Raw genomic sequence first — 15,120 nt, forward strand, 5'->3', positions numbered from 1 at the left:
TCAGCCCACCGTGCCCGCGATCACCGCGCGGACCTTGTCCGCATCGGCGGTATAGGCCAGGCGGCCGGTTTCCGTGGCCCCGCGAAAGCCGATCAGGGTGGACTGTTTCTGAGCGCCGAACCCCTTCCACACCGATTTCTGCGTGTCATAATCGACGCGGAACACCACCAGATCCCGGTAGCGGGGATCGGCGGTGACGGAGGCGATGACCTTTTGCTGGGCGGCGCAGATCGGGCACCAGGGCGCATGGACGTCGATCAGGATCGGCTTGCCGGCCTTTTTCGCGGCATCAAACGCCGCCTGGGTAAAGGGGCGGGCGACGGCGGCCGGGGCAGGAGCAGGGGCAGCCGCGACGGGCGCAGCGACCAGCGCGGGCAGGGCGGCAATGCCGGCCACGCCAAGCGCGGCGGCGATCAGGGGGGCTTTCATCATTGGTCTCCGGACGGGTGCGCCATCCCGCCAGCCGGGCGCGCTGGACGGGAGTTCGCCGGTCCGTCGGCGATGGTTACCGGCACCGGATGGAAACGGCGCGTTTCGATCGTCGCTGTAACCGGCCCGGTGATCGGCGCGAATGGCGATGCTCGACACGAACACGGATTATGGGACGACGATGATCGCCGATGACGACGCGCTGGCGCGGTTGATGGCGCTGGCGCAGGGCGGCGACCGGGCGGCGTACCGGGATGTGCTGGCCGCCAGCCAGCGCTGGCTGGAACGGCATTTCGCGCGGCGGATCGCGCCGGCGCTGATCGACGACCTGGTGCAGGACACGCTGATGTCGGTGCATCGCAAGCGGGCGACATACGACCCGGCGCGACCCTATCTGCCCTGGCTGGCGGCGATCGCGCGCTATCGGTGGGTGGACCAGCTGCGGCGCGGATACCGCGCGGACGAAACGGAACTGCCCGCCGATCTGTCGGTGGGCGACCATGAGGATGCGGTGACGGCCGCCATCGGCATCGACCGGCTGCTGGCGATGCTGCCGCCGGGCCAGGCGCTGGTCATCCGGCTGGTCAAGATCGACGGCCTGTCGGTGGCGGAGGCCGCCGAACAGGCGGGCCAGTCCGTCCCGCTGGTCAAGGTGAACATCCATCGCGGGCTGAAACGGCTCGCGGCATTGATCGAGAGTGAGTGACGATGCGTGAGGCGTTGAACATCGACAGGTTGGTCGACGGGCTGACCCCCGTGCGGCGGGTGCGGCCGGGACAGGGCATGATGCTCGGGCTGGCGCTGGCCGCCACGGTGGCGGTGGCCATCGTCCTGTGGGCCGGCATCCGGGCTGACATCGCGGCGATGCGGCCGCTGCCCATCGTCGTGCTGCGGTCCGGCACGCTGATGCTGCTGGGTCTGGCGACGCTGAAGGCGGTGACGGCGATGGTGCGGCCGGGCATCGGCAATACCCAGCGCGGCTGGGCATGGATGGTGGCGGTGGCGCTGCTGTTCCCGCTGGCCAGCGTGATCGGCATGATCGACGAGGGGCGGGTCCCCGTCGAGGCGATGATGAACGATGCGGCGCGCGACTGCCTGATCCTCAGCCTGTCTGGCGCGCTGGCCATCGGCACGGCAATGGTGCTGTGGCTGCGCCGGGGCGCAGTGGTCGATCCGGCGCGGGCCGGATGGTTGACCGGGCTGGCGGCGGGCGCCTTCGGGACGCTGGCCTACAGCCTGCACTGCGGCGAGAATTCGGTGCATTACATCGCGCTGTGGTACGGGACGGCGGTGACGATCAGCGCGGTCGCCGGGCGGCTGGCGGTGCCGCCGCTGATCCGGTGGTGAGGGGGTAGGGCATCGATTACCCCATGGTGACCGCTTCAAGCCCCTCCCCTTCAGGGGAGGGGTTGGGGTGGGGCGATCCGCCGGACTGGTCGCTTGCGGCGCGCCCCCACCCCCGGCCCCTCCCATGAAGGGGAGGGGGGATCTAGGTGATTGTACACCGCGTTTTCGTCAGCGCCGGTTCGGCACCACCACCCCGGCGCGGGGGACGACGCGCATCGGGCAATCGTCCATCACGACCTGAAGGCCCGCCGTCTCGGCGCGCGCAGCCGCTTCGTCATTGACGACGCCCAGCTGCATCCACACCGATTTCGCGCCGATGGCGATGGCTTCGTCCACGACCGCGCCCGCCGCTTCGGCATTGCGAAAGATTTCGACCATGTCGACCGGCTCGGCAATGTCGCCAAGGCTGGCGACGACGGGCTGGTCGTGGATCATCTGTCCGGCAAGGCCGGGATTGACCGGGATGACGTGCCAGCCCCAGTCGATCAGAGCGCCCATCACGCCGTAAGCGGCCCGTTCCGGCTTGTTCGACGCGCCGACGAGCGCGATGGTCCTTACCCCGTCGAGCAGCGCCTTTTTGCCCGCGTCATCGGTGATCGGCATCGCTTATCTCCCTTGCTGGGCGATCCAGTCGCTGACCATGGCCGCCAGATCGTGAAACACCGCGCCCTCCGGCCCGGTTCCGGCGGCCGGGGGCTGGCCCGCATCGGAGCCGATGCGGATGGCGAGGGTGAGGGGCACGCGCCCCAGAAACGGGATGCCCAGCCGCTCAGCCGCCGCCTGTGCCCCGCCCGAGCCGAAGGGGTCGGAAATTTCGCCGCATGCCGGGCAGGCATAGCCCGCCATGTTTTCGACCAGGCCGATGATCGGCACATTCGCCTTGTTGAACAGGTCGATGGCGCGGGTCGCGTCGATCAGCGCCAAGTCCTGCGGCGTGGAGACGATCACCGCCCCCGCCGGCTTGTGCTTCTGGATCATCGTCAGCTGAACATCGCCGGTGCCGGGCGGCAGATCGAGGATCAGTGTATCGGTGCCCGCCCAGTCGCCATCGGCCAGCTGGCCGAGCGCACCGCCCGCCATCGGGCCGCGCCAGGCGATCGCCTGACCCTCCGCGACCAGCTGGCCCATCGACAGCAGGGGCACGCCGTAGGGGGTGGGGACGGGGATCAGCGTCTTGTCACGCGCCTGCGGCTTGATGCCCTCTACCCCCATCAGCCGGGGTTGCGAGGGGCCATAGATGTCGGCGTCGATCAGGCCGATGCGGTGCCCAGCGGCCTTGAGCGCGATGGCGAGATTGGCCGAGACGGTGGATTTGCCGACGCCGCCCTTGCCGCTGGCCACCGCGATCAGGCGGCGGTTCACGCGTTCGGCCGTCTGGGCCACGCGCACATCGTCGATGCCGGGCGCACCCAGCGCTGCGGCGCGTACCTCGGCAGCCAGGGCGTCGCGCGTCGGTGCATCCAGGCCGGTCACGTCGAGGACGATGCTGGCCCGGCTGCCGTCGATGCGGACGGTGGCGCGGCCAGCGGCGACGGGAGCGATCAGGGCGGAGAGGCTGGCGGCGTCGTTCATCAATGGCGCAGATAGTCTTTCGCATGCGTGTTGCCACTGTAATTCGCTGCGCGCCTGCCTATAAAGGGGATATGCGAACCCTATTCGGCTGGAAGCCGCGCTTCGGAATCCTGAACAATGACGGCGGCAAGAGCCCCTGGGGCAGCCAAGGCGGCGGCGGGTCCGGTGGTGGTTCCGGCGGCGACGGCCCGCGCAACCCGTGGAACCCGCCACCCGGCGGCGGGCGACCGCGCGGCAACGCCACGTCGCTGGACGAATTTTTGAAGCGGACGCGCGGCGGCGGTCCGAAACTTCCGATGCCGGTGACGCGCAACATCTGGTTGCTGATCGCGCTGCTGGCGCTTGGCCTGTACGTCATTTTCACGAGCGTCCACACCATCGGCCAGGGGCAGCGCGGCGTCGTCACCCTGGTCGGGCGATACAGCGAGACGCTGGAACCCGGGTTCCGCATCACCGCCCCGTCGCCGATCGCCGCGGTCGAGGTGGTCGATGTCGACCGGGTGCGCGAGGAACGCTTTCCCGAAGGCACGGCCGAAAACCTGATGCTGACCGGCGACCAAAATATCGTCGATGTGACCTATACGGTCCGCTGGCGGATCAAGAGCGCAGAAAACTTCGTGTTCCAGATCGCCGATTCCGAAGGCACGGTGAAGGCGACGGCGGAAAGCGCGATGCGTGCCGCCGTGGCGAACGTGACGCTGAGCCAGGCGATCGGCGACGGCCGCAGCGCGATCGAGGTCGATGTGCAGAACCGGATGCAGGCGATGCTGGACGAATATCGCGCCGGCGTCGAGGTGACGGGCGTGGCGATCAACCAGGCACAGGCCCCGGCCGCCGTCGATGATGCGTTCAAGCAGGTGAGCGCCGCCCAGCAGCAGGCCCAGGCCAACATCAACAATTCGCGTGCCTATGCCCAGCAGGTGATTGCCCGGGCACAGGGCGATGCGGCGCAGTTCGACACCATTTATGAACAATATCGGCTGGCCCCGGACGTGACGCGCCGCCGCCTCTATTACGAAACCATGGAGGAAGTGCTGGCGCGGTCGAACAAGACGATCGTCGAAACGCCGGGTGTCACCCCCTATCTGCCGCTGCCCGCGCTGAAGGGGCAGCAGAACAGCCCGCCGCCCGAGGCACGCCCCGCCCAGCCCGCCCAGCCGCAGGGAGCCGCGCAATGACCGCATGGTATCGCAATCCCGTCGGCCTGGGCATCCTGGCCACTCTGGCGCTGGTGCTGATCTTCAGCTCGTTCGGCATGGTGCCGGAAACCCGGCAGGCAGTCGTCCTGCGGCTTCAGCAGCCCGTCGGCGTCGTCAACCCCTATCGCCCGAACGAGGCGCCGGGCGCGACCGGTGCGGGCGTCTTCTACAAGATCCCGTTCATCGACCGCGTGGTGTGGGTCGACAAGCGGGTGCTGTCGATCGACCTGGACGATCAGCCCGTGCTGTCGATCGACCAGCTGCGATTGCAGGTGGATGCCTTTGCCCGGTTCCGCATCGTCGATCCGCTGCGCATGGTGGTGTCGGTGCGCACCGAAGAGGGCGCGCGGCAGCAATTGCGCACCATCCTGGCATCGTCGCTCCGCAACGAATTGTCCAAGCGGCCCTTCGCGGCGCTGCTCAGCCCCGAGCGCGGCCAGTTGATGGACAATATCCAGGCGGCATTGAACCGCCAGGCCCGCCAGTTCGGGGCGGAAATTGTCGATGTGCGCATCAAGCAGGCGGAATTGCCGAGCGGCAGCCCGCTGGAAAGCGCGCTGGAGCGGATGCGCACCGCCCGCAACCAGGAAGCGCGGACCATCGAGGCGCAGGGCAACCGCGAGGCGCAGATCGTGCGCGCGAATGCCGAGGCGCAGGCGGCGCAGATCTATGCCCAGTCGTTCGGCAAGGATCCGCAATTCTATGACTTCTGGCGGGCCATGCAGTCCTATCGCCGCACGTTCGGCGCGGACGGCAATTCGACCAGCGGTGAGACGTCGATCATCCTGTCGCCGGACAATGAATATTTGCGCCAGTTCGAAGGGCGCGGCCAACGCTGACGAACCGTTCATATTCAAATCCGGTTCAGCGAGGATCGGGTTAAGAACCAAGGCGACCGGATCCCCAGTCCGGTCCAATCGAGAGGAATAGCAACTGTGCGTTATACCTACGCAATCACTTCCGCCCTGTTGGCCGGTGGCGCGGCCGCCACGCTGATCCTGCAGACGCCGGTCGGCGCGCAGACCGCCCAGAACGAGCCGGGCGCCATTCAGGCACAGGCCCCGCGCGGCGGCGCGCCGATGAGCTTTGCCGACATGGTCGCGCGGCTCCAGCCCGCCGTCGTCAACATCTCCACCACCCAGCGCGTCCAGGTGAACGCCAATCCGTTCGCGGGTACGCCGTTCGGCGACCTGTTCGGCGGTGGCCAGGGCGGTCGCCCGGTCACGCGCGAGGCGCAGTCACTGGGATCGGGATTCATCATTTCCGCTGACGGCTATGTCGTCACCAACAACCACGTCATTTCCGCCGACGGCAACCGCAATGCGGTGGTCGAATCGGTGACCGTCACGCTGAACGATCGCACCGAATATACCGCCCGGGTCGTGGGCCGCGATCCCGCATCCGACCTGGCGGTGCTGAAGATCGAGGGCCGCAACCTGCCGTTCGTGCGGTTCGGCGACAGCAATCAGGCGCGGGTCGGCGACTGGGTGGTGGCGATCGGCAATCCGTTCGGGCTTGGCGGATCGGTGACGGCCGGGATCATTTCCGCCGTCAACCGCGTCGGCAGCGGCGCCTATGACAAGTTTATCCAGACCGATGCGTCGATCAACCGGGGCAATTCGGGCGGTCCGCTGTTCGACCTTCAAGGGAATGTGATCGGCATCAACAGCCAGATCCTGTCGCCGACCGGTGGCAATGTGGGCATCGGTTTCGCCATTCCGGCGGAACAGGCGAGCCCGATCGTCCAGACGCTGATGCGCGGCCAGGCGGTGCAGCGCGGCTATCTGGGCGTCGGCATCCAGCCGCTGACCCCGGATATCGCCGATGCGCTGGGCCTGCCCAAGGATCGCGGCGAGCTGATCCAGCGGGTCGAGCCGGGCGAGGGCGCCGACAAGGCGGGCATCCGTCAGGGTGATGTGATCGTCAAGGTCGGCGGCAAGGACGTGACGCCCGAGCAGAACCTGTCGTCACTGGTCGCGGCGGTGAAGCCGGGCGAGCGGGTGCAACTCGAGCTGATCCGCGACGGCAAGCGCCAGACGGTGACCGCCGTCGTCGGCACCCGTCCGCCCGAGGAGCAGATCGCCGGGTTCGACCCCGATGCCGAACAGGGGATGCCGGAGGATGATGGCAATCAGAACGCCAATGTCTCGCTGGGCCTGAACGTCACCCCGCTGACCCCGCAGATCGGGCGCAGCATCGGCGTGCCGGCTGATGCCAAGGGCGTGGTGGTCGTCTCCGCCGATCCGGCCAGCGACGCGGCGGCCAAGGGGCTGCGCCGCGGCGACCTGATCGTCACGGTCAACCGCACGCCGGTGGCCACCGCCGCCGACATGACCCGCATCGTCAACGAAGCAAAGGCGGCGGGCCGCAGCAATGTGCTCCTCTATGTCCAGCGGCGTGGCGGCGTGACCGGCTATATCGCGGTCAACATCAGCCGCTGATCCAGCTGACGCGCCATTGAAAACAGGCTAGACCCCCTTTCGGCATCAGTCGGAAGGGGGTTTTCCTTATGAGCGATACGGGCGTTCTGTTCATCGGAGCCGGGACGGGGAGCGCGGAGCCGCAGTCGCTGGTGCTGAAACGCGCCAATCGCCACGGGCTGATCGCGGGGGCGACCGGCACGGGCAAGACGGTGACGCTGCAGGGCCTGGCTGAGGGTTTTTCGCGTGCGGGCGTGCCGGTGTTCGTGTCCGACGTGAAGGGTGACCTTTCCGGCATGGCGATGGCCGGATCGCCGATGGCCAAGGTCCACGCCCCCTTCACCGCGCGGGCAGCGGAAATCGGCGTCACCGATTATGTGTATGCCGACAATCCGGTCACGTTCTGGGACTTGTTCGGCGAGCAGGGCCACCCGATCCGCGCGACAATTTCGGAGATGGGGCCGCTGCTGCTGTCGCGGCTGATGGGTCTGAACGAAACGCAGGAAGGGGTGCTGACCATCGCCTTCACCCTGGCGGACGAAGAGGACCTGTTGCTGATCGACCTGGACGACCTTCAGGCAATGCTGGTCCATTGCGGCGAGCGGGCGGACGAGCTGACCACCCGGTACGGTAATGTCAGCAAGGCGAGCCTGGGTGCGATCCAGCGGCAATTGCTTCAGCTGCGCAGCCAGGGCGGGGCCAATTTCTTTGGCGAACCGGCGCTGGACCTGGCCGATTTCATGAAGCTGGACGATGCCGGGCGCGGCGTCATCAACATCCTGGCCGCCGACAAGCTGATGGCGTCCCCTCGGCTCTATGCGACGTTCCTGCTGTGGATGCTGTCCGAGCTGTTCGAGACGCTGCCCGAGGTGGGCGATCCCGACAAGCCGAAGCTCGTCTTCTTCTTCGACGAGGCGCATCTGTTGTTCGACGATGCGCCCGATGCGCTGGTCGACAAGATCGAGCAGGTGGTGCGCCTGATCCGGTCCAAGGGCGTCGGCGTCTATTTCGTTACGCAGAACCCAATCGACGTGCCGGACAGCGTGTCGGGGCAGCTCGGTAACCGGGTGCAGCACGCGCTGCGGGCCTTCACGCCCAAGGAGCAGAAGGCGATCCGGGCGGCAGCGGAGACGTTCCGCGCCAATCCCGGCGTGGATGTGGAGACGGCGATCACCGAGCTGAAGGTCGGCGAGGCGCTGGTGTCCGTGCTCCAGCCAGACGGGTCGCCCAGCCCGGTGGCGCGGACGCTGATCGCGCCGCCGCGATCGCGGGTCGGGCCGCTAAATGCCAAGGAACGGGCAATCATGCTGACCGTCGACCTGGTCGGCGGCAAATATGACGAGGCCATCGACCGGGAATCGGCGGCCGAATTGCTGGATGCCAAGATGGCGGAGGCCAAGGCCGCAGCCGCCTCAGCCAAGGCCGAGGCGGAAGCGGACAAGGCCGAGGCGGAGCGGGCCAAGGTCGAAGCACGCATCGCCAAGGAGCAGGAGCGCGAGCGCATCGCAGCTGCGCGGGAACAGGAGCGGGCCGAACGCGCCGCCGCGCGGGAATCGGCGAACAGTCCCTGGACCAAGGCGGTGACCAGCGCGACCCGGTCGGCCAGTTCGGCGGTGGGGCGGCAGGTGGCGAACGAAGTGACCAAGGCGATCTTCGGTTCGTCGCGGTCGAAAAAGGGTGGTGGCATCGTCGGGGGCCTGGTGCGCGGCGTGCTGGGCGGGCTGTTCCGGGGATAGGTCGGGCGGCGGGGAAGTGCCCTTCGACAGGCTCGGGACGAGCGGGGGTGGGAGTTCCGATCGCTTTATGGGAGCTTGCGAAAAGCAAGGCCTCGGGATGGCGGACGACCGTCCTTCCCTCTTTCGCGGGAACACGGGGTCAGCGTTGCCTCTCAATTTGCATGGGGGCACGTGTGCGCAATGCGTTCGCGGCTGCGAGAAGCCCCTTTGTCCGCATGAACCTGCGATAAACGGCGATTTTCGTCGGTTTATAGGCTCGGTTGGACCTTCAGCCGAGAATTTTGGACGACGAGCCGTGGATGAGACTCCCGATGCCGGTCGTTGGCGTGGGGTGGTTCAACCAAGGCGAGAGGAGCACGCCATGAAGATCCTGATGACGGCCGCGATGGCGGCGACGATGCTGACTGCTGGTCCGGCCATTGCCGGTGAGCGCGAGCGGGGCGATCGCTATGCGGCGATCTTCACCGACAGCAACTCGCATTACCTCGATTACAAGACCAGCCTGTCCGAGGCGAAGCGCGAGCTGGAAAATGATCTGCGCGGTGCCGACAGCGAATCCGACCGGATCGAGGCTTATGCCGAATACGAAACCGAAGTGCTGGATGCCGAAAACGATTTCCGCAAGGAAATGGCGGAGCGCGGTGTCGTCCTGCCGCGCGGGTCGGTGACGGTCGAGGAGGAACTCGCCGTCGCGATCCCGTCGCGCTATCGCGGTGTCGGCGGCTATTGATCCGTCCAACTGAGTTCAGGGGCCGTTCCCGACGATCGGGGGCGGCCCTTTGCTATGTGCGGACGCTGGCCCAGGGGCCGGTGATCGCGAGCGTGCGAGTGGGCGAATAGAGGTTCACGAACAGGGTGCGGCCGTCGGGTGAGAAACAGGCTCCCGCCGGTTCGGTATCCACCCGTACCTGGCCGATGGTATAGACGCGGCCTTCCGGCGTGATACCGCGCAGGCAATCCATCGGATTGTCGATATATTTGTCCTCGCACACCAGCAAATGGCCCCAGGGGGCGATGGTGATGTTGTCGGCATAGTCGAGCACCGAGGGGTCGGTCGATTCGACGAAGAGCTGGATCATGCCGGGATCGTCGCGCTCACCTGTCTGCCCTTCCTGTGCGCTAGGGACATAGCGCAGGATCTGGCCGCATTTGCGCGCGCCGCCGGAGGTGCAGGTGAAATAGAGTTCGCCGTTCCCGAAATGCACGCCTTCCGATCGGGCGAAGCGCACGGCGCCTGCCTTGTGCATGCGCAGGCGCAGGTCGCCATCCGGGTTGTCGGGGCCGTCGACATCGATCCAGACCACGCGCTTCCACGCACCGGGCGTCCAGCGGCGAGCGGTATCGGGCCAATTGCGGCCGTCCCCGCCCTCCGGTGCGTCGGCAAAACCCATCGCCTGCAGCCGACCGCCCGCCGACAGCCGCCCCTTCACATTCGGCAAGAAGCGATAGAAGACGCCGTCCTGTTCGTCCTCGGTCAGATAGACGATGCCGGTGCGCGGATCGACGGCGGCGGCCTCGTGCTTGAAGCGGCCAAGGCCGGCGAGGGGCACGGCATCGGACAGGCCGTTCGCGCGGGCGGGCACCTCGAATGCCCAGCCATGATCGCGAGCGCGGCCGTTGCCGGCCTTTGCCGTCGTTTCCTCGCAGCTGATCCAGCTGCCCCAGGGGGTGATGCCGCCCGCACAGTTCACCGCGGTGCCGGCAAGGCTCAGATGCTGGCCGACCAGCCGGTTGGTGCGGGTATCGACGATCAGGGTGGAGGTGCCGCCGGGCAGGGTGCCGTCATAGGTCGAGAGGCGTGCCAGTCGGTCGACCAGCGCCTTGTCCCCGCCGGTCGGACCGCGTTCGATGGCGCTGTCCTTCAGTTCGTGATTGCGGACCAGCGCGACGCGGCTGCCGCTCAAGGGGATCAGGCCCATGCCGTCGCCCGCGTCGGGCACGCGGAAGCCGTCGTCCATCCGCTGACCGAACTCGGACAGGATGCGATAGGTAAAGCCCTGGGGCAGGTCGATCAGCCCGGCGGGATCGCGGACCAGCGGGCCGTATCCGGGCACTTCGCTGCGATAGGGGACGTCCTGGGCCAGCGCGGTGCGGGCGGCGAAGCCGGCAAAAGCGAGCGAGGCGAGGCCGGCGGTGAAGGTGCGGCGGGAGGGGGTGAGAGTCATATGTCGCGTTTATCGGGCGGAGGGATGACAGGGAAGTGAAAGGGGCGCGAAGAAGAGAGGGCCCTCACCCTTCCGCACCTTCGGTGCTCCCTCCCTCTCCCGCTTGCGGGAGAGGGAAGGGGCCCGGCGGGAAGCGGTGGGATAGGTGAGGGCTTTGTCCTTTACCTCCCCCACCCCCGGCCCCTCCCCTGAAGGGGAGGGGAGAAATGGGTGTCAGTCCGTCAGGCCGAGCTGCCAGAGGAGGAAGGCCTGTTCCTCGGCATCCTCGCGGAGCGATTCGAAGCGGCCGGATTTGCCGCCATGGCCCGCGCCCATGTTCGTCTTGAGCAGCAGCACGTTGCCGTCCGTCTTGGTCGCGCGCAGCTTGGCCGCCCATTTGGCGGGTTCCCAATAGGTGACGCGCGGATCGTTGAGGCCGCCGGTGATGAGCAGCGGCGGATAGGCCTTGGCCTCGACATTGTCATAGGGGCTGTAGCTGCGCAGCAATTCGAACGCCGCCTTGTCGGTGATCGGGTTGCCCCATTCCGGCCATTCGCCGGGGGTGAGCGGCAGGCTTTCGTCCTGCATGGTGTTGAGCACATCGACAAAGGGGACGTGCGCGGCGACCGCGCCGAACAGTTCCGGTGCCTGATTGACCACTGCACCCATCAGCTCGCCGCCGGCCGAGCCGCCCGAAGCGGTCAGCTTGCCAGCCGAGGTGTAGCCGCGTTCGATCAGCCCGCGCGCGACATCGACGAAATCGTTGAAGGTGTTGGTGCGCTTTTCCAGCTTGCCGTCGAGATACCATTGATAGCCCAGATCGTCGCCGCCCCGGATATGCGCGATGGCATAGGCAAAGCCGCGATCGAGCAGGGACAGGCGCCCGGTCGAGAAGCCCGGCGGGATGGCATAGCCATAGGCGCCGTAAGCATAGAGATGCAGCGGCTGGCTGCCGTCGCGCTTGAACCCTTTCTTGTAAACGACCGACACCGGCACCTGCGTGCCATCGCGGGCCGGGATCATCAGCCGTTCGGTTTCATACTGGCTGGCGTCATAGCCAGACGGAATCTGCTGAACCTTCAGCACCGTCTTTTCGCCGTCGGACAGGCGATAGTTCATCACCGTGCCGGGCGTGACCATCGACTGATAATTCAGGCGCAGGGTGTCGACGTCATATTCCGGGTTTTCATCAAGGCCCGCGACATAGCTCGCCTCGTCAAAGGCGATGCGCGTCGGTTCGCCGCCCGAATAGCGGTGGATGAAGATTTGATCGAGGCCGTTCTCGCGCCCCTCCACGACGAAGAAATCGGCGAAGGTGGACACGTCCGTCATGTAGAAGGTGCGCGACGGGGCGATCAGTTCCTTCCACTCGCCGGGCTTGTCCAGGCTGGCGGTGACCAGCCGGAACTGGGTGTCGGTATCGTTGGTGTGGATGAACAAAGTGCCGTCATGCTCCTCCACCGAATAGCTGACGCCAGCTTTGCGTGCGCGGACCAGGATCGGCTGGGCATCGGGCTTGTCCACCGGAATCAGCCGGATTTCGCTCGTTACCTGATCGCCGGTTTCGATGAGGATGAACTTGCGGCTGTGGGTCATGCCGACGCCCGCCTGGAAGCCGTCATCCGCCTCCTTATAGATCACCCGGTCGTTTTTCGGATCGTCGCCCAGGCGGTGGTAGAAGATCGTGTCGGTCCGCCAGTTTTCGTTGGCGTTGCCGTAGAAGAAGCCCGAGGAATCGCCCGACCAGACGATCGCCGATTTCATCCCGGGAATGACGTCGACCAGGTCCTTGCCCGTCGACAGGTCGCGGATGCGGACGGTGTAGCGTTCCGCCCCGCTGTCGTCGGTGGCATAGGCCATCAGCCGGTCGTTGGGCGCAACCTCGATCGCGCCGAGCGAGAAATATTCCTTGCCCTCGGCAAGCGCGGGTTCGTCGAGGATCAGCTCGTCCGCACCGCCTACGACAGGCCGCCGCCACCATTTGCGATACTGCGCCCCTTCCTCGAAGGCGCGCCAGTAGAGATAGGCGCCGTCCTTGGCGGGCACGGAGCTGTCATCTTCCTTGATGCGGCCCTTCATCTCTTCGTAAAGCGTGTCGACCAGCACCTTGTGCGGGGCCATCTGCGCCTCGAAATAGGCGTTTTCGGCGTTCAGATAATCGAGCACGTCCTTGTCATCGACGGTCGGATAGCCCTGATCCTTCAGCCAATGATACGGATCGCTGATCGTGATGCCGTGGCGTTCATAGCTGTAGGGGCGCTGAGGCGCGACGGGCGGTTTCACGTCGGTCATGGTCACTTTCTGAGCTGATGCGGGGGAGGCGGCAGAGAGGATGAGGGCAATGCCGGTGAGCAACTGGCGCATGGATGGCTCCGGTCAGGGCGCTGGCCGTGGAACGCCCGGCCGCCTATGTTAGCTTGCATCATCTTCTAGACGGGAACCCGCCCATGTCCACCACTGCCGATCGCCTGAAGGCGCTGCGCGAACAACTTGCCGCCGTGTCGCTGGAAGGGTTCGTCGTGCCGCTGACCGACGAGCATATGAGCGAATATGTCGGCGATTATGCCCAGCGCCTCGCCTGGCTGACCGGGTTTCAGGGATCGGCGGGCAGTGCCGTGGTGCTGCCGGCGGAGGCGGCGATCTTTACCGACGGGCGCTATACGCTGCAGGTTCGTGAACAGGTGTCGGGCGAGCATTTCCAGTATGTGCAGGTGCCGGACACCAGCATTGCCGACTGGCTGAAGGCCCATGCCGGACAGGGTGCGCGGATCGGATATGACCCGTGGCTGCATACCCGTGCCTGGGTGGAGGAAGCGCAAACGGCGCTGGCGGCGCGGGGCGCGGAACTGGTGCCGGTGACCGACAATCCCATCGATGCGATCTGGGCGGACCGACCGCGTCCGTCCGACGAGCGGCTGGAGGCGTATGACGATGCGCTGGCGGGCGAAAGCTCGGCATCTAAACGGCAACGGATCGCCGACTGGCTGGGCGAGCAGGGGGCGGATGCGGTGGTGATCGCCGCGCTCGATTCGATCGCCTGGACGCTGAACGTGCGCGGGCGCGACGTGGCGCATACCCCGGTCGCGCTCGCCTATTCGATCGTCCATGCCGATGGCACCGCCGATCTGTTCGTCGCACCCGACAAGCTGACCGACGCGGTGCGCCGCCATCTGGGCAACGGGGTGCGGGTGCATGACCGGGGTGCGTTTGCAGGCACGCTTGGCGGATTTGCCGGCAAGGCGGTGGTGGCCGATCCGGGGTTCTGCGTCGCGGCGATCTTCGATGCGCTGGATGCGGGCGGGGCGTGCGTCCTGCCGGTGCGCGATCCGGTGGTGCTGGCCAAGGCGGTGAAGAACCAGGCCGAGATCGACGGGCACCGCGCGGCACAGGCACGCGACGGCGCGGCGCTGGTCCGGTTCCTGAAATGGTTCGAGGAGACGGCACCGGCGGGCGGGCTGACCGAATTGTCGGCGGCGGCGCAGTTGCTGGCGTTTCGGCAGGAAACGGGCGTGCTGAAAGACACGAGTTTCGATACGATTTCCGCGACCGGCGCACACGGGGCCAGCCCGCATTACAAGGTGACGGAGGAGAGCAACGCGCCGATCCTGCCAGGCCAGCTTTATCTGGTCGATTCGGGCGGGCAATATGCCGATGGCACGACCGACGTGACGCGAGTGATGCCGGTGGGCGAGCCGACGGCAGAGATGCGCGACCGCTTCACCCGCGTGCTGAAAGGGCATATCGCGATTGCCACCGCTGTGTTTCCGGAAGGGACGACCGGCGGGCAGTTGGACAGTTTCGCGCGGCGGCCGCTGTGGGAGGCGGGGCTGGATTTCGCGCATGGCACCGGCCACGGCGTCGGCGCGTACCTGTCGGTACATGAGGGGCCGCAGCGGATCGCCAAGCCCAATTATCCGGGCGGCGGTCCGGCCGAGCCGCTTCGCGCCGGTATGTTCCTGTCCAACGAGCCGGGTTATTACAAGGCGGGCGAATATGGCATCCGCATCGAGAATCTGGTGCTGGTCGAACGGCGCACGATTGCGGGGGCCGAGCAAGCGATGCTGGGGTTCGAGACGCTGACCTTTGCGCCGATCGAGCGGACGCTGATCGACCCTGCGCTGTTGACGGCGGATGAGCGGGACTGGCTGAACGCCTATCATGCCGAGGTGATAGCGCGGATCGGGCCAGCGCTGGATGCGGAGACTGGCGCATGGCTGGCGGAGAAATGCGCAGCGATCTGACGGGGGGTTGCGTGCCGGTGGTCCCATGAAAA

The 15,120-nt window shown here is 66.7% G+C and carries 13 protein-coding genes; 8 read left to right on the top strand and 5 right to left on the bottom strand.

The features are described from left to right. Entirely contained in the window at positions 1 to 432 is a 432-nt protein-coding gene (locus ACPVPU_RS03875; RefSeq protein WP_448659631.1) for a thioredoxin family protein, read from the bottom strand. A 139-nt stretch (positions 433 to 571) separates the two neighbouring features. On the opposite strand from ACPVPU_RS03875, the gene ACPVPU_RS03880 reads away from it, so the two are divergent. After that, positions 572 to 1,135: a sigma-70 family RNA polymerase sigma factor gene (locus ACPVPU_RS03880; protein ID WP_448659632.1), complete on the top strand. Its 564-nt coding sequence runs from the start codon at positions 572 to 574 to the stop codon at positions 1,133 to 1,135. Between the two features lie 2 nt (positions 1,136 to 1,137). Beyond that, complete coding sequence (locus ACPVPU_RS03885; RefSeq protein ID WP_448660408.1) at positions 1,138 to 1,776, top strand: NrsF family protein; 639 nt, start codon at positions 1,138 to 1,140, stop codon at positions 1,774 to 1,776. A gap of 168 nt (positions 1,777 to 1,944) precedes the next feature. Here the strand turns inward: ACPVPU_RS03885 and ACPVPU_RS03890 are convergent, their stop codons facing one another. Continuing rightward, positions 1,945 to 2,379 carry a CoA-binding protein gene (locus ACPVPU_RS03890; RefSeq protein ID WP_448659633.1) on the bottom strand — a complete coding sequence of 145 codons (435 nt, stop codon included), beginning with the start codon at positions 2,377 to 2,379 and terminating at the stop codon, positions 1,945 to 1,947. 3 nt (positions 2,380 to 2,382) lie between these two features. Further along, a complete protein-coding gene (locus tag ACPVPU_RS03895) occupies positions 2,383 to 3,348 on the bottom strand; it encodes an Mrp/NBP35 family ATP-binding protein (protein WP_448659634.1) in 966 nt (321 codons plus the stop codon). Between the two features lie 71 nt (positions 3,349 to 3,419). On the opposite strand from ACPVPU_RS03895, the gene hflK reads away from it, so the two are divergent. From hflK to ACPVPU_RS03920, 5 genes are all read left to right on the top strand, one after another. Then, positions 3,420 to 4,526: a protease modulator HflK gene (hflK, locus tag ACPVPU_RS03900; RefSeq protein WP_448659635.1), complete on the top strand. Its 1,107-nt coding sequence runs from the start codon at positions 3,420 to 3,422 to the stop codon at positions 4,524 to 4,526. Then, positions 4,523 to 5,386 carry a protease modulator HflC gene (gene hflC, locus ACPVPU_RS03905; RefSeq protein WP_448659636.1) on the top strand — a complete coding sequence of 288 codons (864 nt, stop codon included), beginning with the start codon at positions 4,523 to 4,525 and terminating at the stop codon, positions 5,384 to 5,386. Before hflK ends, hflC begins: the two co-directional genes overlap by 4 nt. A gap of 96 nt (positions 5,387 to 5,482) precedes the next feature. Then, a complete protein-coding gene (locus ACPVPU_RS03910; RefSeq protein ID WP_448659637.1) occupies positions 5,483 to 6,988 on the top strand; it encodes a Do family serine endopeptidase in 1,506 nt (501 codons plus the stop codon). 68 nt (positions 6,989 to 7,056) lie between these two features. Further along, the gene (locus ACPVPU_RS03915) at positions 7,057 to 8,703 is read left to right on the top strand and encodes a helicase HerA-like domain-containing protein (RefSeq protein ID WP_448659639.1); all 1,647 of its coding nucleotides are present in this window, start codon (positions 7,057 to 7,059) and stop codon (positions 8,701 to 8,703) included. A 361-nt stretch (positions 8,704 to 9,064) separates the two neighbouring features. Further along, positions 9,065 to 9,433 carry a hypothetical protein gene (locus tag ACPVPU_RS03920; protein ID WP_448659641.1) on the top strand — a complete coding sequence of 123 codons (369 nt, stop codon included), beginning with the start codon at positions 9,065 to 9,067 and terminating at the stop codon, positions 9,431 to 9,433. Positions 9,434 to 9,485: 52 nt separating this feature from the next. Here ACPVPU_RS03920 and ACPVPU_RS03925 read toward each other — a convergent pair whose 3' ends face one another. Together ACPVPU_RS03925 and ACPVPU_RS03930 are read right to left on the bottom strand one after the other, a co-directional pair. Continuing rightward, positions 9,486 to 10,868 (bottom strand): alkaline phosphatase PhoX, encoded by a 1,383-nt coding sequence (locus tag ACPVPU_RS03925; RefSeq protein ID WP_448659642.1) that lies wholly within the window; start codon positions 10,866 to 10,868, stop codon positions 9,486 to 9,488. 213 nt (positions 10,869 to 11,081) lie between these two features. Further along, positions 11,082 to 13,139, bottom strand: a complete 2,058-nt coding sequence (locus ACPVPU_RS03930) for a S9 family peptidase (protein WP_448660409.1) — start codon at positions 13,137 to 13,139, stop codon at positions 11,082 to 11,084. A 155-nt stretch (positions 13,140 to 13,294) separates the two neighbouring features. On the opposite strand from ACPVPU_RS03930, the gene ACPVPU_RS03935 reads away from it, so the two are divergent. Beyond that, positions 13,295 to 15,088: an aminopeptidase P family protein gene (locus tag ACPVPU_RS03935; RefSeq protein ID WP_448659643.1), complete on the top strand. Its 1,794-nt coding sequence runs from the start codon at positions 13,295 to 13,297 to the stop codon at positions 15,086 to 15,088. Positions 15,089 to 15,120: the final 32 nt, after the last annotated feature.

The organism is Sphingomonas paludis (assembly GCF_053502515.1).